Below are 18,704 nucleotides of genomic sequence, written 5' to 3' on the forward strand. Positions count from 1 at the left end.
CGTCACGCCGCCTTACGCAACCGCTCACGCTGGATAACTTCCGATGCGAGCTGAAGATAGGCCTGGCTACCTGCGCATTTCAGGTCATACAGAATGGCAGGCTTACCATGAGATGGCGCTTCCGACACACGAACATTGCGAGGGATAAGTGTGTGGTAGACCTTTTCCCCAAGGTGCGTGCGGACATCGTTAACGACCTGCTGAGCCAGATTGTTTCTGGCGTCAAACATGGTCAGAACAATACCCTGAATATCGAGGGTCGGATTCACAGTCTGCCGGACCTGGTTGACCGTATCGAGCAGCTGGCTCAACCCTTCAAGTGCGAAGAACTCGCACTGAAGCGGAACCAGGACAGAATGGGCAGCAGCCATGGCATTCATCGTCAAAAGGTTGAACGATGGTGGGCAATCGAGAAGGATATAAGAATAGGTCCTGGCCTGCTCACTGGAAAGAGCCGACTTCAAGCGGAAAGCACGGTTTGGAAGGCTTGCTGCCTCCATTTCGAAACCGAGCAAGTCCATTGTTGACGGCACAATATCAAGATTGGGCACAGCAGTTGCAACAACAGTCTCGCCGATCGTATTGCTACCAATGAGGAGATCGTAGGAGGACAGCTTGCGATCCCGACGATCAATCCCCAGACCTGTGCTTGCATTACCCTGCGGATCAAGATCGACAATCAGCACACGTTCGCCAATCGCCGCCAAGGCTGTCGCCAGATTGATGGCGGTCGTTGTTTTACCAACGCCGCCCTTTTGATTTGCAATGGTGATAATCCGGTTTTTCTCAAACATAATGCCGCACACCCAGAGTTTACATCATTAAAGAGATGTAAGTCGGCTGATTTCCAAAACAACGGAATCTGCCTCAACAACACTGGAGTGTTTTACCAGATCAAACTGCCAACGACCACGGGCTTTAGCGATCTCACTTTGGTAATCCCGGCCTTTATTAAAAAACGCCTTCACTTTTTCAGATTTTTTCGCCCAAGGCTGCATATATTCAAGCAGCAGATCGAGATCTGCCAATGCACGCGCAGAAATCACATCGCATTCAGCGATAATTTCAGGGGCTTTTTCGATTCTGACGGGGTGGACACTGCCACGGGCACCGGTCTCAGCCAATGCGACCCGCAAAAAGGCAGCCTTTTTATTGTTGCTCTCCACCAGGTTAACCCAACCGTCACCCAGCTCAGCAAGGAAAATCGCTGTTACGACGCCGGGCAATCCACCACCGCTGCCAAGATCAACCCAGATCTGAGGTTTTGGATTCAATTGGAAGATCTGAGCGCTGTCAGCAATGTGACGGCTCCATATCTCTGATATCGTCGAAGGGGCTGCGAGATTTGTAGTCTTGTTCCACTTTTTGAATAACTCAACATAATGTGTGAGTCGTTCATGTGTTTCACGTGAAACACTTTGGCCGTTTATCTGCATATAAAGACTCGTTATGAGTGCGTTTGTATCTGCGGTTGAATCGCTACGTTGTGCTTTTTCACCAATGCGAGGATAAGCGATACAGCAGCTGGTGTCATGCCGTCAACGCGCGAAGCCTGGGCAATATTCAGAGGTTTTGCGGCAATGAGCTTCTGCTTCAACTCATTCGAGAGACCAGAGAGCAAGCTGTAATCAAAATCCTCAGGAATCTTGCGATCTTCATCACGACGGATCTCGATAATATCAGCGCTCTGTCTCTGCATATAAACCGCGTATCCAGCTTCAATCTCCAGCACCTCACCGACCTTATTGCTAACGTCGCTGAGTTCTGACCAATGGCCGCGCAGCTGTTCCAGTGAAATATCGGGGTAGGAAAGCAACTCGTAGGTGGAGCGACGCTGACCGTCCTGATTGAGTTTCAGTCCCATCTTGGCGCCTTCAGTCGGGCTGATCTGAATGGATTGAAGGAGGGCACGTCCCTGGTCAATTGCTGTAGTAAATTCAGAAAAACGCGAAGCACGTTCCGACCCAACAATACCGGCTTTCAACCCAATAGGGGTAAGGCGCAGATCGGCATTGTCGACACGCAGTGAAAGACGATATTCGGCCCGCGAGGTAAACATGCGATAGGGCTCACTGACACCCTTGGATGTCAAATCATCGATCATCACACCGATGTAAGACTCCGTGCGGCTGAAATGCAGAGCTTCCGACCCTGACGCATATAGCGATGCATTCAGACCAGCGACCAAGCCTTGAGCGCCTGCTTCTTCATAACCGGTCGTTCCATTGATCTGTCCCGCCAGGAACAATCCGTCGACTGTCTTTACCTGAAGGGAAGGGTAGAGTTCCCGCGGATCGACATAGTCATATTCGATGGCGTAACCCGGTTGAAGGATTTCAACTCTTTCCAAACCTGGAATGCTGTGAATGAAAGCATCCTGCACGGATGCCGGCAACGATGTCGATATACCGTTCGGATAAATGGTATCGTCATCGAGGCCTTCTGGCTCAAGAAAAATCTGATGACCATCACGGTCACCAAAACGGACGATCTTGTCTTCGATGGATGGGCAGTAGCGAGGGCCAACACCTTCGATCTGTCCGGAATACATGGCAGAGAGATGAATATTGTCTCTGATAATTTTGTGGCTGTGTTCGATCGTGCGCGTCACCCCGCAATCAATCTGCGGATTGACGATCGCATCCGTCATGAAAGAAAACGGAACTGGATCTTCATCTGCAGACTGGCGCTCGACTGAATCCCAATCAATGGTCTTGCCATTCAAACGAGCAGGCGTGCCAGTTTTCAAACGGCCCAGTTTAAGACCAAGTCGTGCCAAGGTATCTGAAAGACCGACAGAGGGTTTTTCTCCCCCCCGTCCGGCTGGAATCTTTTCGGACCCGATATGAATGAGGCCACGAAGGAATGTTCCACTCGTAAGGACCACAGCGGCGCAAGGGAAGATCCGGCCATCCGCCATGATGACTTTTCTGACCGTTTTTCCTTCAATTTCAATATCATAGGCATCACCTTCAATAACCGTGAGGTTTTGAATGGATGCAATTTCCTTGGCCATGGCCAAGCGATAGAGCTTACGGTCAGCCTGTGTGCGTGGACCACGAACGGCTGGACCTTTTTTACGATTGAGCATACGAAACTGGATGCCACCAGCATCGGCAACGCGACCCATCAGACCATCGAGAGCATCAATCTCGCGAACAAGATGGCCTTTGCCCAGTCCACCGATCGCGGGATTACAGGACATGACGCCGATTGTGTCAGCCTTATGCGTGATCAAGGCTGTTTTGGCGCCATGGCGTGCAGCTGCGCCGGCCGCTTCACAGCCCGCATGTCCACCACCGATAACGATCACGTCGAAGTGCTGCATATCAATGCCCTTGTATTATATCCGCTGAAACGGGGAGGGCATTCATTCGCCCGAATGTTTCACGTGAATCACTTGCCAATGCAAAATTCTGAGAAGATCACACCCAAGAGATCTTCAACATCAACCCGTCCTGTTATACGCCCCAGAGAGCTGGCAGCCAGGCGAAGATATTCCGATCTTATGGCCAAATCCCGACCTTCGGATTGAAGCGCATCACTAACATAATTTCGCGTCTCTTCAAGACGTTTCTGATGCCGCTGTCGCACCGGTGCCAGCATTGATGCCGAACCGACACTGTTGTCGATGTGATCTTTTATCAGAGACTTCAGATCATCAAGACCATGTCCTGTCTCCACGGACAATGCGAGGGAGAATTCGCTGGGTAACGGCGCAGCATCGCGCATATCGCTTTTGCTACGAACGAATATATGTTTGCCAGATATCAAGGTTAAATTGGTTTGTTTCGGAATCGAATCGGAATCGATAAGATGAATAACCAAGTCGGCAGTTTCCGCCTTAGCGACCGCGCGTCTCACACCTTCTTTTTCGACGGCATCCGATGTCTCTCTTATTCCGGCAGTGTCTGAGACGGTGACGAGATATCCACCGAGATTAAGATCAACATTCAGAATATCACGCGTGGTGCCAGCGATATCAGTGACGATAGCGACATCACGACCGCTCAAGGCATTAAGAAGGCTAGATTTCCCAACATTGGGTTCGCCAACCAGAGCGATTTTCAAGCCATCACGAATGATTTCGGCAGAATGCGCGCCTGTGAGATGGTGATCGATTTCACCAAGCAGCGCTGCCATTTGCACCCAAACCTGATTGGCAACAGAGTCGGGCACATCTTCTTCATCAGCGAAATCAAGTTCAGCTTCGATAAAGGCGCGTGCGCGGGTCAGTCGATCGGCCCAACCATCATAGAGGCCGGATAGTTTGCCCGTGCTTTGTTCAACGGCCAGACGTCGCTGCATTTCGGTTTCTGCATGCAAGAGATCAGCAAGTCCTTCGACCTCCACCAAATCCATCTTGCCGTTTTCGAATGCCCGTTGCGAAAACTCTCCAGCTTCTGCTGGTCTTGCGCCTTCATAGCTCGAAAATTCCTCAAAGATCGCACTGACGACAGCACGGCTGCCATGGACCTGCAGTTCAACGCAGGCCTCACCGGTAAATGAATTCGGCGCAGGAAAGATCAGAACCAAGGCCTGGTCGATCACAAGACCATTCCGGTTACGAATCGTTCTGAGACTTGCTTTTCTGGAATCCGGCAAAGGACCATCGATCAAACCTTGCAACATCGAAGGGGCAAGGGGCCCACTCAACCGGATCACCGCAACGCCGGCCGGCAGGGCTCCACTGGAAAGGGCGTAAATCGTGTCTGTGGTTTTGATCATCGCTGGAACTTCTTTTGAAATCGACGGCGGATAACCCAATAATGCTATCCCCTCAACGAAAATGGCCGTGTCAGCATTACACCGCACGGCCATTATATCTATTGAATCCGGCTAAACGTCAGGTGTTCATCGAGTCGAAGAAATCGCCGTTGTTCTTTGTCTGCTTCAGCTTGTCGATCAGGAACTCGATGGCATCCATTGTTCCCATTGGAGCGAGGATACGACGCAGAACGAAGATCTTCTGAAGATCCTGACGTGGAACAAGCAGGTCTTCCTTACGTGTACCGGACTTGAGAATATCCAGGGCAGGGAAGATACGCTTGTCTGCGACCTTACGGTCGAGAACGATTTCAGAGTTACCTGTACCCTTGAACTCTTCAAAGATAACTTCGTCCATGCGGCTACCTGTGTCGATCAACGCTGTGGCAATGATCGTCAATGAACCGCCTTCTTCGATATTACGGGCAGCACCAAAGAAACGCTTCGGACGCTGCAAGGCATTGGCGTCCACACCACCGGTCAGAACCTTACCGGAAGAAGGAACAACGGTGTTGTATGCGCGGCCAAGACGGGTGATGGAATCGAGCAGAATGACAACGTCTCGGCCATGTTCGACAAGGCGCTTGGCCTTCTCGATAACCATTTCGGCAACCTGAACGTGGCGAACAGCTGGCTCATCGAAGGTCGAAGACACAACTTCACCCTTCACTGAACGCTGCATGTCGGTCACTTCTTCCGGACGCTCATCGATCAGCAGAACGATCAGATAGCATTCTGGATGATTAGCAGTGATGGAATGGGCAATATTCTGCAGCAGAACCGTTTTACCGGTACGTGGCGGCGCAACGATCAAACCGCGCTGACCTTTACCGAGTGGTGCCACCAGATCGATAACACGCGAGGAAAGATCCTTTGAGGTTGGAACATCCAGTTCCATCTTGAAACGCTCATTAGGATAGAGCGGTGTCAGGTTATCGAAGTGAACCTTGTGCCGGATCTTTTCAGGATCGTCGAAATTGATCGAATTGACCTTCAACAGCGCGAAATAACGTTCACCTTCCTTCGGACCACGGATCGGGCCCTCAACTGTATCACCGGTCTTCAGAGAGAAGCGGCGGATCTGCGAAGGGGAAATGTAGATATCGTCAGGGCCTGGCAGGTAGTTGGCGTTGGCGGAACGCAGAAAGCCAAAGCCATCCTGCAGAACCTCAACAACACCTTCACCGATAATCTCGATATCCTGGCTGGCGAGAACCTTGAGAATAGCGAACATCAGCTCCTGCTTACGCATGGTACTGGCGTTTTCCACCTCGAGGGATTCCGCAAATGTCAGCAAATCGGTTGGGGATTTGCTTTTGAGTTCTTGAAGCTTCATTTCAGCCATGAAGAGAAGACCGTTTCAGAGATTAAGAAATAATAGGGGAGGGGCGTGCTGAAAAATTCGGTACTGGGTGAGTGACCCGCATACGACGGAACAAGACACATGCCACGAAGATGAGTATGCGGAAAATAGCGACTGAATTAGAACCCTGCAAGAGAAAAGCACCAATTCCGCGAAATTTATAAAAATATGAGCAGATCAAAACGGTTTCACAACCACAAGTATGACGATGATGATCATCAACACGGTTGGAACCTCGTTTAACAACCGCCAGTGTCGGGCGCTGCGGGTATTTTGATCACGGGCAAAAGCACGCACTGCCCGACTGAAATAGACATGTGTTGCCGTCAGAAACACAACGGCAAGGATTTTGGCGTGTAACCAACCGCCGGAAAAGCCGTAAACGCTCCAGGCTAGATAAAGACCCAGCATCCAGGAAATCATCATGGCCGGGTTCATGATCAGCTTGAGAAGCCGCCATTCCATGATCTTAAATGTTTCTGATTGCTCTGAGCCCGCCGGCGCATCTGTGTGATAGATGAACAGGCGGGGCATATACAGCAAACCTGCCATCCAGGAAATGACGGCAATGATGTGCAGTGCCTTGATCCAGAGATAAGTTTCATCGGGACCGATCCAGTAAAGCAGACCGGCAAAGCAAGCAAAAGCGGTCAGCGCCGCAGCAACACGCAGCTTCGTTTTTCGACCCGCGGAGGCAGATATCTGTCGCTCATCACTCATCGTTTGAAACCACGCACACGGCTTACCAGCTTCGTTACATTATCGGGATCAGCCTGAGGGGTGATGCCATGCCCAAGATTGAAGATCAGCGGGCCATTTCCGAGAGCCTGCAGGATGGCATCAATACCGTCTTCCAGGGCTTTACCGCCAGCCACCATCAGCATTGGATCAAGATTGCCCTGCACAGGCCCGTCCTTTTGCAGCTCCTGCGCAAAGGACAGAGGAACGGACCAATCGAGGCCAATCGCATCAGCACCGGTCTTGGAGCGGTAATCTTTCAGCAAAACACCGGCACCCTTGGCAAAGGCAATGATCTTGGCTCCAGGCCGGCGATTGCGAACCGATGTTATGATGCGCCGAACCGGTTTGACCGCATATTCTTCAAATTCCTTTTCACCAAGCACGCCTGCCCAGGAATCAAAAATCTGAACGGCGTCCGCTCCGGCATCAATCTGCGCCACCAGATAATCCGCCGAGATATCAGCCAGAATGGCAAGCATCTCTTCCATGGCCTTTGGGTTGTTATAACCGAAAAGCCGCGCAGGTGCCTGATCTGGCGTGCCGTGACCAGCAATCATATAGGTCGCAACAGTCCAGGGAGCGCCACAGAAGCCGAGCAACGTGGTTTCCTGGGGTAGCTCTGCCCTCAACCGCTTTACCGTGTCAAAGACCGGGCAGAGATGAGGAAGAACATCCACCTTCGAGAATGAAGCTATGTCCGATACCTCGATTGGGTCCATGGCTGGTCCCTTGCCTTCACTGAAAGTCACATTGCGCTTCAAAGCATCGGGAATGACCAGAATATCCGAGAACAGAATGGCAGCATCCAGACCAAAACGACGGATGGGTTGCAAGGTCACTTCCGTGGCCAGTTCCGAATTATAACAGAGGTCTAGGAAACTTCCGGCTTGCTGGCGCGTTTGCCTGTATTCGGGAAGGTAACGACCCGCCTGTCTCATAAGCCAGATAGGAGGAGGCGTCAGCGTATCTCCATTTAGAACTTTTAGCAGACGGCGTTCAGCCATGGATCCACACCTTTCCAAAATTTAAAAAAAGAGATTCTTAGAATTTTCTTATTCTTAGAGTCAGTGAGTATCAGGAATTAAAAACACCTCAAGCCTTACCCATAAAAAGCTGATCAATCACAACTGTTGGGAATGGGATTAATCCAAATTGCTTAGATTTGTGAATAATCAGAAAAATCAAGTATAATCATAGCGTTGACAGGCGTGTTGTGTGTTGTTCTCTGTGGATAACAGTTTCATAAAATTGAACTGCGGCATTTTTTCCCACTAATCCACAAGTCCTCTCAAACGATGTTCGCAAGACCGCTATTTGTGGAAAACTCGACACTTTTCCCGTTCCCGGAAAGGCTGCCTGTCGATAGGATGAAGTCATCCCCACTTATCAACAGGCAGGCAAAAACAACGTGGAGAACCAGAAAAGTTTCTTTCATCTGCATCTGATTTCTGACTCAACGGGAGAGACTCTGCGTTCAGCAGGCCGCGCAGCATCTGCGCAGTTTCATGCAGCAACACCTATCGTCCATGTCTACCCCATGGTCAGAAACCAGAAACAACTGGGCCAGATCCTCGATGCGATCGACAGCGAACCGGGCATCCTGCTCTATACACTCGTCGATGAAGCGCTTTGTGAGTTTCTCGCTCAGCGCTGCAAGGCCATGGATATTCCCTGCGTGAACGTGCTGGAGCCAATTCTCACCACATTCCAGACCTATCTCGGCAAGAAGTCGAAACAACAGGTCGGTGCACAATATGCACTGAACGCCGACTATTTTGGGCGTATCGAAGCCCTGACATTTGCTATGGATCACGATGACGGGCAGATGTCGGAAAGTTACGACGAGGCCGACGTCGTCATTATCGGCATAAGTCGCACGTCAAAAACGCCAACCAGCATCTATCTTGCAAACCGGGGTATCAAGGCGGCAAATATTCCAGTCGTGCCAGGTGTTCCTTTGCCTGATAGTCTTTATGCCGCCACGAAACCTTTGATCGTCGGATTGATCGCGACATCGGACCGGATTTCGCAAATCCGCGAAAATCGCGAACTGGGCACCACAAATGGGTTCGATCCTGGCGGATACACCGACCGGGCAACCATTATGGAAGAACTGAAATATGCGCGCTCGCTCTGCGCGCATAACAACTGGCCAGTGATTGATGTGACCCGTCGATCCATCGAAGAAACGGCTGCAGCGATCATTGCCCTGCGTCCACAGCTACGGTAAGCGGCGATGAGATGTATAAACCGTCACCGATCTGTACGTTGGAGATACGCATGAAACCGGCATTGATTCTGGCGTCGTCCAGTTCGTCTCGTCAGACTCTCATGAGAAATGCAGGCTTGGAATTTACCGCTCAGGCTGCAGATATAGATGAGCGCCTTATTGAGGCACCACTGCAGGAAGCGGGTAGTACCCCGGATCAGACTGCACTGGAACTCGCAAAGGCAAAAGCCCTTGCTGTCTCTGCTCTCCACCCAACGGCAATTGTCATAGGTTGTGACCAGACCATGTCACTTGGTCCGAGAATCTATCACAAACCAAAAGACATGGCTGAAGCAGCTCAGCATCTTTTGTCTTTATCCGGCAAAACCCATCGTTTGAATTCAGCTGCTGTTATTGCACAAAACGGACAAGTGCTCTGGCAGACGGTAGCACATGCCAATTTGTCGGTTCGGCAATTAAGTGAAGATTTTGTCGCCACACATCTGGAAAGGGTCGGAGACAAGGCCTTGACCAGTGTTGGAGCCTATCAACTTGAAGGTGAAGGAATCCAGCTATTCACTTCAATAGATGGTGACTATTTCACCATTCTCGGTTTGCCGCTGTTGCCACTTTTGGAAGTGTTAAGAAAATTTGGGGTCATAAATGTGTGATTCACGTGAAACATTAACCATCAATGCTTTCGTTGCCGGCTATCCAATCAAGCATTCGCGATCTCCACTGATCCACGGTCACTGGTTGAAACAGTTTGGAATTGATGGTTCCTATAATGCCGTTGAGGTGCATCCTGATAATTTCAGAGAATTTCTGAGCAAGGTCAAATCGGGTGAGGGCGGTTTTGCCGGTGGCAATGTCACAATTCCTCATAAGGAAACAGCTTTCCAATGCGCCGACAAACCCGATGAATTGGCCACTGAGCTTGGCGCCGCCAACACGATTTGGGTGGAGGAAGGAAATCTCTGCGCCACCAACACGGATGGGCATGGATTCATCGCCAATCTCGATGAACGTCATCCCGGATGGGATAGAGCCGGCAAGGCTGTTGTTCTTGGAGCAGGGGGAGCAAGCCGAGCCATTATCCAGGCACTGCGCAATCGTGGCCTCAAAGAAATTCATGTCCTCAATAGAACGGTCGAGCGGGCCCAAGAACTTTCCGACCGGTTCGGCGAAAAAGTTCATGCGCATTCCATGGCTGCCTTGCAGGAAACAATGCAGGGCGCTGGCCTCTTTGTGAACACCACGTCGCTTGGCATGGACGGAAGCGAAATTCCCGATTTTGATTTCTCGCCATTGGCGTCAGGTGCTGTGGTGACTGACATTGTTTATGTGCCGCTGACAACGCCTATTCTGAAGATCGCTGAGCAACAGGGTTTTGCGATTGTCGATGGACTTGGTATGCTGTTGCATCAGGCAGCACCCGGTTTCGAAAAGTGGTTTGGTGTTCGCCCGCAGGTCGATGAAACCCTGCGCTCGCTGATAACAGCCGATATGGAGAAACACGCATGATTGTGGTCGGGCTGACCGGTTCGATTGGTATGGGCAAGTCGACAACTTCTGGCCTGTTCGCCAATGCCGGAATTCCCGTCAACGACTCCGATCGCAATGTGCATGCGCTTTATTCGGGTAAAGCCGTTGAGGTCATCGAACAGGCTTTTCCCGGTGTCACTCAAAATGGTTCGGTTGATCGCCAAAGGCTCGGTGAAGAGTTACGGAAGAATCCGGCTAATTTTAAAGTGCTTGAGGCCATCGTTCACCCCTTGGTTCGCGAAATTGAGACCGAGTTTCTGCAGACACAGAAAGCCGCGGGGCAGGATATCGTTGTGCTCGACATACCCTTGCTGTTTGAAACCGGGGCAGAAAGACGCGTTGATAAAATTGTCGTAGTCACCTGCGATTCGCTGATCCAGAAGGAGCGGGTTCTCGCTCGACCGGGAATGACGGAAGATAAATTTGCAATGATCCTGTCACGCCAGATGCCCGATGCACAAAAACGGGCAAGAGCTGATTTTATAGTCGACACTGGAAAAGGGCTCGAGGCAGCGCGCAAGCAAGTCGGTGAGATTCTCAGGGAACTGCGTGGACAGGTAAAAAAGGATAATGCTGGTGCGTGAGATTATATTCGATACGGAAACAACGGGGCTGGAATCGAAGAATGACCGTATTATTGAAATTGGTGGCATCGAGCTGATCAACCATTTTCCGACAGGTCGCACGATCCATCTGTATATCAATCCGGACGGTCGCAAAGTTCACCCAGACGCTTTGGCGGTGCATGGCATTAGTGACGAATCTTTGGTTGATAAGCCAAAATTCTCCGAGGTCGTGGATCAGATACGGGAGTTTTTCGAAGGCGCGAAGTGGGTTGCTCACAATGCCACCTTCGATATGGGGTTCATCAATGCAGAATTTGCGCGCATGGGCATAGAGCCGGTAGCACCCGATATGGTGCTTGATACCCTGGCAATGGCCCGTCGCAAACATCCGATGGGGCCAAATTCGCTGGATGCGCTTTGCCGTCGTTATGGCATCGATAACTCCCGTCGCGAAAAGCACGGCGCGCTTCTCGATTCCGAACTGCTGGCCGAAGTCTATATCGAGATGATTGGCGGGCGTCAGACCGCACTTGGTTTTGGCTCCACGCAACAGGTAACAGTGCAGCAGGACGAGACAGATGATCGCCAGATGGACGAGCCACTTTCAAGGCCACGTGTTTTGGCACCACGACTTTCTGCGCAAGAAGCCGACGCACATGCCAAGCTTGTAACTTCGATGGGTGATAAAGCTCTTTGGAGCCGCTACAACTAAGCCAAATTGAAAATGACAATGGGTCTCGCGGAGGACGCTGGAACTCATATTTTTGAAAATGGCTTGCGCCAACAAGGCGATCACGAGGTTTTGAAATCGAAAATTTCGGTTCTCACGCCAGACCAATGCTTGTCATAAGCTCAAACAAAAAGCCCGCGGCGATAACGCAGCGGGCTTTTTTGAATTTCATATCTCAAACCGAAATCAGTTTGTAACTTCAACCTTAGAACGTGCCTGCTCTTCAGCAACACGCTGCGCAAACATCTGCGCGAAATCGATAGGATCGATCATCAGTGGCGGGAAGCCACCATTGCGTGTCACATCAGCAATGATCTGGCGTGCAAACGGGAACAGAAGGCGCGGGCACTCAATGAAGAGAACCGGAAGCATATGTTCCTGCGGGAAACCGGTGATGCGGAAAACGCCGCCATACACCAGTTCGGCTGCGAACAGAACCTTGTCGCCATCCTTGGCTTCAGCGTTCAGCGTCAAAACCACGTCGAAGTCGGAACCGCTAATAGGGTTCGCATTGACGTTGACATTGATGTTGATGGCAGGAGCACCCTCGCGGGCCTGCAAGGAACGGGGAGCGCCGGGATTTTCGAACGACAGATCCTTGATGTACTGGGTCAGAATATTCAGGGAAGGGCTGGCTCCGCCCTGCGCGCCATTTTCGGTGGTCATGCTTTTTCCTCGCGGATTGAATGTGACTGGCCATCTATCATTTCGAAACAGGGCTTACAAGCCTTCAGCCACGGGGACCGTTGTTTCCGGGTCCATCAAGATGATCTATGTCAGGGCCTTTGCGCCATGGGCTGTTGTCATTGGGCTGGTCGCGGTGAAAGTCCGTATCATCGAGATCAACGACATTGGGTCGTGACGAGGGGCCATTCGGATTTGCGTTCCAGCGACGACCCTGGCTGAAATTGCTGGCAACAACAATTCTGTTTGAGAATCTGGACCAGATGAATTTCCGCACGAACGGCAACAGCAACAGCAAACCGATGATATCGGTGATGAAGCCGGGCAGGAAAAGCAGAACGCCGGCAAGGCCCAGCATAACGCCCTGCACGATATCTTCCGCCGGCGCTGTGCCGCTCTGCTGGCTCGCGGAAAGTTTACGGAACATGCCAAGGCCAATACCACGCAGGATCATCAGACCTGCAAATGCGCCGAAGATGACAAGTGCCAGGGTTGCCCACAGTCCTATTGCCTTGCCGACAATGATGAAGCCGGCAATTTCAAAAATCGGCATCAGAATGACGAAGAGGGGCAGGAGTGGAAAACGCATTATTCTCGCCTTGCGTGTGAGTTATCTCGTAGCCGGGGGTATAACGCCCATACCGCCGATTGCATCTGTCTATTTGAATGAGTGACAGTTCAGACTATATGATGTTTCATGATGTGGATTTAAATGGTGGTTTTGGCGAAACATGGGTTCAAGCGATTTCATAACATTATTCTTCCTCGTTGCGGCTGTACTGATCTTTCTTCAGTTACGCAGTGTTCTTGGCCGTCGTACAGGGAATGAAAAACCGCCATTTGATCCCTATAGCGCCAAGGATGCTGCACGTGGCCCTGGCAGCGATGATGGCAAGGTCGTCACTCTGCCGCGCCGCGATGGTCGTGATGAGGATGAGCGCTTCGCTGAAATCGATGCTTTTGCAAAGCCCGGCACGGATCTGAACGAATCACTTCGTGAACTTCTCAAGAGCGATCCGTCTTTCCGCCCGAAGGAGTTCCTGAACGGCGCGCGCATGGCTTATGAAATGATTGTCATGGCATTTGCCGATGGTGATCGTAAAACACTCAAGAACTTGCTGTCGCGGGAAGTCTATGACGGGTTCAATGCTGCGATCACTGAACGTGAAGCGCAGGGCGAGGTCGTGAAGTCGACCTTTGTCGGCATTGAAAAGGCCGATATTCTTCAGGCCAGTATTCGGGATGAGGAAGAACAGATCACGGTTCGCATTGCCAGCCAGCTTATTTCGGCCACTTATAACAAGGACGGTGAATTGGTGGACGGCGATGCTGACGGTGTTTCCGAGGTCAATGATATCTGGACTTTTGCACGCGATGTGCGTTCTAAGGATCCGAACTGGAAACTGGTTGCTACTGAATCCGAACAATGAGTGCCGAAGGCCGGAACTTCTCGCTAAGAGAATTGACATTTGCGGATATGCCGGGCTGGCAAGGGGACGATCCGCGCCCCTTGCTGGAAGGCATGGCTGCATGTCTTCGGCATCTGCGGTCAGTCAAACCTTACCGCACTGGATCTCTTGGACTGTCGAGTGATGATCTTCTGCCGCTTCTTCAAGCGGCAGAAACATTTCAGCCGGCAAGTGCCGCTGCTGCACGTGAGTTTTTTGAGCAGCACTGTTCGCCCTTTTTAATTCTCCCCAAGGCCACGCAAAAAGGTTTTGTCACCGGCTTCTACGAGCCGGAGGTTGAAGTATCCGCTGTTCCTGACGATGTCTGGAAGTATCCGTTCTACAATCGCCCGGCGGATCTGATTGATCTTGATGTAGACAATCGTGCCGCCCATATGGACGAGTCTTACATGTTCGGGCTCGATGGAAAGAACGGTGTCGATTTTTATCCTGATCGCCAGGCCATCGATCAGGGATATTTGCAAGGCAGGGACCTGGAGATTGCCTGGGCGAAATCAAAGGTCGACGTGTTTTTTGCCCACGTGCAGGGAGCTGCACGTTTAAAGTTTCCCGATGGCAGCATGAAGCGCATTACCTATGCGGCGAAGGCTGGCCATCCGTTTTCCGGCATTGGCCGGCTGTTGATCGATCGCGGTTGCATCGATCCGGCTGTGGTGTCGATGCAGTCAATTCGCGCATGGCTCGCTGAAAACCCTGATCTTGTCGACCAGGTGCTGTGGCATAACCGCTCCTACATCTTTTTCAGGGTTGCCGATGTTTTTGATGAAAGGCTGGGACCTGTTGCTGCGGCAAAGGTGCCGCTGATCCCAGGTCGGTCCCTGGCGGTTGACCGTACCATCCACACATTCGGTTTTCCCTTCTTTATTCGTGCAGGAGGTTTGACACATCTGGATGATGGGCAATCATTTGCAAGACTGATGTTGGCGCTTGATACCGGATCGGCGATTGTCGGCCCGGCCCGTGGCGATGTTTTCACCGGCTCGGGTTATCTGGCTGGTGAACAGGCGGGGACCATCCGTGCTGATGCGGATTTTTACATTCTGCTGCCAAAGCAGGCGGCGCAAAGGTACCGACCATGAAAGGTGGTCGAAAGCTCAACCGGGATGAACGCATATTGTGGGGCAAGGTCGCCAGAACGACCCGGCCCGTTTCCGGTCGGCTTGAAGACTTTGAATTTGAAGATCCTGAGGAACCTGCGCCGTTTGCATCACCGCCGGAAAAACCAAAGGCACAATTCCCGAAAATGATCATCGAGGAAGTGCCGGTAGATCCTGCTATCAAGACAAAAGCCGGTCGTGTTCACCATCCGCTGGAAAAGCCAGTCAAACGAAAACTGACCCGCGGGCATTTGCCGCTTGAAGGTCGTATTGATCTGCACGGCATGGTTCAGAGCGAGGCCCATGCGATTCTGCTTGATTTTCTGATCCGTGCCCATGAGCGTGGCATGCGCCATGTTCTGGTGATTACCGGCAAGGGACGGTCGATGGGCAGCGATGGCGCGTTGAAGCGTGCGGTGCCGTTGTGGTTTTCCAAACCGGAATTTCGTTATCTGATTTCATCCTATGAAGATGCTTCGCGCAATCATGGCGGTGACGGTGCTCTTTATGTCCGTTTGTCCCGGGTGAGGGGAGATCGCCTATGACGCCCTTTGCAGAGGCCGTTCGTCTATTGAGAGAGCGCAAAGGCGTGACGCAGAAACAGATGGCCTATGCCATTGGTGTTTCGCCCGCCTATCTCTCGGCCCTTGAACATGGAAAACGTGGCAAACCCAGCTTTGATTTTCTCCAACGCGTCGCCGGCTATTTCAACATTATCTGGGATGAGGCAGAGGAGCTTTTTTCCCTTGCTGGTGTGTCGGACCCAAGAGTGGTGATCGACACATCAGGCATGCCGCAGGAATATACCGCCTTTGCCAATGCTCTTGCCAAGGATATTCGCCATTTGCCATCATCCGTGCTAAATGAGCTGTCAGATGTTCTGCAACGGAGCCGGACGGCTGGATAAATGCCTCTATCCCCGGAATTATGCGGGGTAGAACAGTTACCGGACTTTGGATGTTGCCCTAAAATTTCTATAGTCGCGGGTCAGGAATCTGGTGATTCGCAGAGACCCCGTCTGCCACCGACAAATTTGGAAAGACTATTCATGACCGAAACACCGTCAGGCGAAGTTGGCGCAACCCCTGAATATGGCGCCGATTCGATCAAGGTTCTCAAGGGTCTCGATGCCGTGCGCAAGCGCCCTGGCATGTATATCGGTGATACCGACGATGGCTCTGGCCTGCACCACATGGTCTATGAGGTTGTCGATAATGCCATCGATGAAGCACTGGCCGGCCACGCTGATATTGTCACGGTGACGTTGAACGCTGATGGTTCGGTCACAGTGACCGATAACGGTCGCGGCATTCCGACGGATATTCACAGCGGTGAAGGGGTTTCCGCCGCAGAAGTTATCATGACCCAGCTGCATGCTGGCGGAAAGTTTGACCAGAACTCCTATAAGGTGTCCGGTGGTCTGCACGGTGTGGGCGTGTCGGTTGTGAACGCCTTGTCGGTCTGGCTGAAGCTGCGTATTCGCCGCAATGGCAAGGTGCATGAAATTGCCTTCACCCACGGTGTTGCTGATGCGCCGCTGAAAGTGATCGGTGATTATGAAGGCCGCTCGGGCACGGAAGTGACCTTCCAGCCAAGCACGGAAACCTTCTCCCATATAGAATTTGACTACAGCACGCTCGAACACCGTTTGCGCGAACTGGCGTTCCTGAATTCGGGTGTACGCATTCTTTTGACCGATAAGCGTCGCCCTGAGATCAAGCAGGAAGAGATGCTCTACGAGGGCGGTCTGGAAGCCTATGTGCGTTATCTTGACCGCGCCAAGAAATCGCTGGTCGACAAGCCGATCTTTATCAAGAGTGAAAAGGACGGCATCACGGTTGAAGTGTCCATGTGGTGGAATGACAGCTACCACGAAAATGTTCTTTGCTTCACAAACAACATTCCGCAGCGCGATGGCGGCACGCATATGGCCGGCTTCCGTGGTGCGTTGACGCGTCAGATCACTTCCTATGCGGATACCTCGGGTATCACCAAAAAGGAAAAGGTCAGCCTGACCGGTGACGATTGCCGCGAAGGCTTGACGGCTGTTCTGTCCGTCAAGGTTCCTGATCCGAAGTTCTCGTCGCAAACCAAGGACAAGCTGGTTTCGTCGGAAGTACGTCCGGTTGTCGAAGGTCTGGTCAACGAGGCTCTTTCGACATGGCTGGAAGAACACCCGACAGAGGCCAAGGTTCTGGTCGGCAAGGTGGTTGAAGCTGCCGTTGCCCGTGAAGCTGCTCGCAAGGCGCGCGAACTGACCCGTCGTAAAGGTGCGCTCGATATCGCATCCTTGCCAGGCAAGCTTGCTGACTGCTCCGAACGTGATCCGGCCAAATCAGAACTTTTCCTCGTCGAGGGTGACTCCGCTGGTGGCTCAGCCAAGCAGGGTCGTTCGCGTGAATCACAGGCCATCCTGCCGCTGCGTGGTAAAATCCTCAACGTCGAGCGTGCACGCTTCGACAAGATGTTGTCCAGCCAGGAAATCGGAACGCTGATCACTGCACTCGGCACGTCGATCGGCAAGGATGAGTTCAATCCTGACAAGCTGCGTTACCACAAGATCATCATCATGACCGATGCTGACGTGGACGGCGCGCATATTCGTACACTGCTTTTGACCTTCTTCTTCCGCCAGATGCCGGAACTGATCGAACGTGGCCATCTCTACATCGCCCAGCCTCCGCTTTATAAGGTGATGCGTGGCAAGTCCGTGCAGTATCTGAAGGACGAAAAGGCGCTGGAAGATTACCTTGTGACCATGGGTCTCGAAGACGCAACCCTGACGCTTGGTTCGGGTGAAGTTCGTGCCAGCCAGGACTTGCGCGAGGTTATCGTCGACACATTGCGATTGCGCTCTCTGATCGACGGTCTGCATTCACGTTATAACCGCAGCGTTGTAGAACAGGCGGCAATTGCCGGTCTGCTCAATGTCGAGCTTGCTGCGGACAAGAGCCGCGGTGAAGAAATTGCCGGCGAAGTGGCACGTCGTCTCGACATGATTGCTGAAGAAACCGAGCGTGGCTGGACCGGCCACGTGACCGAGGAGGGCGGTTTCCGTTTCGAACGTATGGTTCGCGGCGTGAAGGAAGTCGCCATGCTGGACATGAACCTGATCGGTTCGGCCGACGCTCGTTATATCGACCAGCTGTCTGTTCGCCTGGCAGATATCTATCGCGTTCAGCCAGTCCTCACGCGCAAGGAAGGCAATATTACCATTTCAGGTCCACGTGAATTGCTGGATGCGATCTTCGCATCGGGCCGCAAGGGGCTGTCCATGCAGCGCTATAAGGGTCTCGGCGAAATGAATGCCGAGCAGCTCTGGGAAACCACGCTGGATCCGAATGTTCGTTCGCTACTGCAGGTCAAGGTGGCGGATGCAACAGATGCCGATGGTTTGTTCTCGCGTCTGATGGGTGACGAGGTTGAACCACGTCGTGACTTCATTCAGGAAAATGCGTTGAGCGTTGCCAACCTGGATATCTGATCAAGGGCTGCCTCTTTGGCCAATGGTCAAGGATTCACGTGAAACCATC

At 52.0% G+C, this 18,704-nt stretch carries 19 protein-coding genes; 10 read left to right on the top strand and 9 right to left on the bottom strand.

Annotated features, from left to right (window positions below; genetic code table 11):
* Window positions 1-2 precede the first annotated feature (2 nt).
* The 7 genes from RT613_RS01550 to hemE form a co-directional block, all read right to left on the bottom strand.
* Window positions 3-797: a ParA family protein gene (locus RT613_RS01550; protein WP_313612533.1), complete on the bottom strand. Its 795-nt coding sequence runs from the start codon at window positions 795-797 to the stop codon at window positions 3-5.
* Window positions 798-821: 24 nt separating this feature from the next.
* On the bottom strand, window positions 822-1,436 hold the full coding sequence (gene rsmG / locus RT613_RS01555; protein ID WP_313612422.1) for a 16S rRNA (guanine(527)-N(7))-methyltransferase RsmG: 615 nt from the start codon (window positions 1,434-1,436) through the stop codon (window positions 822-824).
* Between the two features lie 11 nt (window positions 1,437-1,447).
* A complete protein-coding gene (gene mnmG / locus RT613_RS01560; protein WP_313612424.1) occupies window positions 1,448-3,328 on the bottom strand; it encodes a tRNA uridine-5-carboxymethylaminomethyl(34) synthesis enzyme MnmG in 1,881 nt (626 codons plus the stop codon).
* A 68-nt stretch (window positions 3,329-3,396) separates the two neighbouring features.
* Window positions 3,397-4,728 (bottom strand): tRNA uridine-5-carboxymethylaminomethyl(34) synthesis GTPase MnmE, encoded by a 1,332-nt coding sequence (gene mnmE / locus RT613_RS01565; protein ID WP_313612425.1) that lies wholly within the window; start codon window positions 4,726-4,728, stop codon window positions 3,397-3,399.
* A gap of 118 nt (window positions 4,729-4,846) precedes the next feature.
* Complete coding sequence (gene rho, locus RT613_RS01570; RefSeq protein WP_192490589.1) at window positions 4,847-6,112, bottom strand: transcription termination factor Rho; 1,266 nt, start codon at window positions 6,110-6,112, stop codon at window positions 4,847-4,849.
* A gap of 195 nt (window positions 6,113-6,307) precedes the next feature.
* The gene (gene hemJ, locus RT613_RS01575; RefSeq protein ID WP_313612426.1) at window positions 6,308-6,850 is read right to left on the bottom strand and encodes a protoporphyrinogen oxidase HemJ; all 543 of its coding nucleotides are present in this window, start codon (window positions 6,848-6,850) and stop codon (window positions 6,308-6,310) included.
* On the bottom strand, window positions 6,847-7,875 hold the full coding sequence (hemE, locus tag RT613_RS01580) for a uroporphyrinogen decarboxylase (protein WP_313612427.1): 1,029 nt from the start codon (window positions 7,873-7,875) through the stop codon (window positions 6,847-6,849). The genes hemJ and hemE overlap by 4 nt, the downstream gene beginning before the upstream one ends.
* A 404-nt stretch (window positions 7,876-8,279) precedes the next feature.
* On the opposite strand from hemE, the gene RT613_RS01585 reads away from it, so the two are divergent.
* Genes RT613_RS01585 through dnaQ form a run of 5 tightly spaced genes read left to right on the top strand, consistent with a single transcriptional unit; the run spans window position 8,280 to window position 11,903 of the window.
* A complete protein-coding gene (locus tag RT613_RS01585; protein ID WP_313612429.1) occupies window positions 8,280-9,101 on the top strand; it encodes a pyruvate, water dikinase regulatory protein in 822 nt (273 codons plus the stop codon).
* Between the two features lie 50 nt (window positions 9,102-9,151).
* Entirely contained in the window at window positions 9,152-9,751 is a 600-nt protein-coding gene (locus RT613_RS01590) for a Maf-like protein (RefSeq protein WP_313612431.1), read from the top strand.
* On the top strand, window positions 9,744-10,604 hold the full coding sequence (locus RT613_RS01595; RefSeq protein ID WP_313612433.1) for a shikimate dehydrogenase: 861 nt from the start codon (window positions 9,744-9,746) through the stop codon (window positions 10,602-10,604). Before RT613_RS01590 ends, RT613_RS01595 begins: the two co-directional genes overlap by 8 nt.
* A complete protein-coding gene (coaE, locus tag RT613_RS01600; RefSeq protein ID WP_313612434.1) occupies window positions 10,601-11,209 on the top strand; it encodes a dephospho-CoA kinase in 609 nt (202 codons plus the stop codon). Before RT613_RS01595 ends, coaE begins: the two co-directional genes overlap by 4 nt.
* Entirely contained in the window at window positions 11,202-11,903 is a 702-nt protein-coding gene (dnaQ, locus tag RT613_RS01605) for a DNA polymerase III subunit epsilon (RefSeq protein WP_313612435.1), read from the top strand. Before coaE ends, dnaQ begins: the two co-directional genes overlap by 8 nt.
* Window positions 11,904-12,107: 204 nt before the next feature.
* On the opposite strand, the gene secB is transcribed toward dnaQ, so the two are convergent.
* Window positions 12,108-12,587, bottom strand: coding sequence for a protein-export chaperone SecB (gene secB, locus RT613_RS01610; protein WP_313612437.1), 480 nt, complete (start codon window positions 12,585-12,587; stop codon window positions 12,108-12,110).
* A 64-nt stretch (window positions 12,588-12,651) separates the two neighbouring features.
* The gene (locus RT613_RS01615) at window positions 12,652-13,194 is read right to left on the bottom strand and encodes an FxsA family protein (RefSeq protein WP_313612439.1); all 543 of its coding nucleotides are present in this window, start codon (window positions 13,192-13,194) and stop codon (window positions 12,652-12,654) included.
* 142 nt (window positions 13,195-13,336) lie between these two features.
* Between RT613_RS01615 and RT613_RS01620 the strand changes: the two genes are divergently transcribed.
* From RT613_RS01620 to gyrB, 5 genes are all read left to right on the top strand, one after another.
* Complete coding sequence (locus tag RT613_RS01620) at window positions 13,337-14,035, top strand: Tim44/TimA family putative adaptor protein (RefSeq protein WP_313612440.1); 699 nt, start codon at window positions 13,337-13,339, stop codon at window positions 14,033-14,035.
* Complete coding sequence (locus RT613_RS01625) at window positions 14,032-15,153, top strand: murein transglycosylase A (protein WP_313612442.1); 1,122 nt, start codon at window positions 14,032-14,034, stop codon at window positions 15,151-15,153. The genes RT613_RS01620 and RT613_RS01625 overlap by 4 nt, the downstream gene beginning before the upstream one ends.
* Window positions 15,150-15,716 (top strand): Smr/MutS family protein, encoded by a 567-nt coding sequence (locus RT613_RS01630; RefSeq protein WP_313612444.1) that lies wholly within the window; start codon window positions 15,150-15,152, stop codon window positions 15,714-15,716. The genes RT613_RS01625 and RT613_RS01630 overlap by 4 nt, the downstream gene beginning before the upstream one ends.
* The gene (locus RT613_RS01635; RefSeq protein ID WP_313612445.1) at window positions 15,713-16,078 is read left to right on the top strand and encodes a helix-turn-helix domain-containing protein; all 366 of its coding nucleotides are present in this window, start codon (window positions 15,713-15,715) and stop codon (window positions 16,076-16,078) included. The genes RT613_RS01630 and RT613_RS01635 overlap by 4 nt, the downstream gene beginning before the upstream one ends.
* Before the next feature lie 141 nt (window positions 16,079-16,219).
* Complete coding sequence (gene gyrB, locus RT613_RS01640; protein ID WP_313612447.1) at window positions 16,220-18,655, top strand: DNA topoisomerase (ATP-hydrolyzing) subunit B; 2,436 nt, start codon at window positions 16,220-16,222, stop codon at window positions 18,653-18,655.
* Window positions 18,656-18,704: the final 49 nt, after the last annotated feature.

The sequence above is a fragment of the Agrobacterium sp. genome, assembly GCF_032092815.1.
Taxonomy (GTDB): Bacteria; Pseudomonadota; Alphaproteobacteria; order Rhizobiales; family Rhizobiaceae; genus Agrobacterium.

Coding starts and splice junctions, on each gene's coding strand:
- rsmG (WP_313612422.1), bottom strand. CDS start 1,436: ATGCAGATAAACGGCCAAAGTGTTTCACGTGAAACACATGAACGACTC.
- mnmG (WP_313612424.1), bottom strand. CDS start 3,328: ATGCAGCACTTCGACGTGATCGTTATCGGTGGTGGACATGCGGGCTGT.
- mnmE (WP_313612425.1), bottom strand. CDS start 4,728: ATGATCAAAACCACAGACACGATTTACGCCCTTTCCAGTGGAGCCCTG.
- rho (WP_192490589.1), bottom strand. CDS start 6,112: ATGGCTGAAATGAAGCTTCAAGAACTCAAAAGCAAATCCCCAACCGAT.
- hemJ (WP_313612426.1), bottom strand. CDS start 6,850: ATGAGTGATGAGCGACAGATATCTGCCTCCGCGGGTCGAAAAACGAAG.
- hemE (WP_313612427.1), bottom strand. CDS start 7,875: ATGGCTGAACGCCGTCTGCTAAAAGTTCTAAATGGAGATACGCTGACG.
- RT613_RS01590 (WP_313612431.1), top strand. CDS start 9,152: ATGAAACCGGCATTGATTCTGGCGTCGTCCAGTTCGTCTCGTCAGACT.
- RT613_RS01595 (WP_313612433.1), top strand. CDS start 9,744: ATGTGTGATTCACGTGAAACATTAACCATCAATGCTTTCGTTGCCGGC.
- coaE (WP_313612434.1), top strand. CDS start 10,601: ATGATTGTGGTCGGGCTGACCGGTTCGATTGGTATGGGCAAGTCGACA.
- secB (WP_313612437.1), bottom strand. CDS start 12,587: ATGACCACCGAAAATGGCGCGCAGGGCGGAGCCAGCCCTTCCCTGAAT.
- RT613_RS01615 (WP_313612439.1), bottom strand. CDS start 13,194: ATGCGTTTTCCACTCCTGCCCCTCTTCGTCATTCTGATGCCGATTTTT.
- RT613_RS01620 (WP_313612440.1), top strand. CDS start 13,337: ATGGGTTCAAGCGATTTCATAACATTATTCTTCCTCGTTGCGGCTGTA.
- RT613_RS01625 (WP_313612442.1), top strand. CDS start 14,032: ATGAGTGCCGAAGGCCGGAACTTCTCGCTAAGAGAATTGACATTTGCG.
- RT613_RS01630 (WP_313612444.1), top strand. CDS start 15,150: ATGAAAGGTGGTCGAAAGCTCAACCGGGATGAACGCATATTGTGGGGC.
- RT613_RS01635 (WP_313612445.1), top strand. CDS start 15,713: ATGACGCCCTTTGCAGAGGCCGTTCGTCTATTGAGAGAGCGCAAAGGC.
- gyrB (WP_313612447.1), top strand. CDS start 16,220: ATGACCGAAACACCGTCAGGCGAAGTTGGCGCAACCCCTGAATATGGC.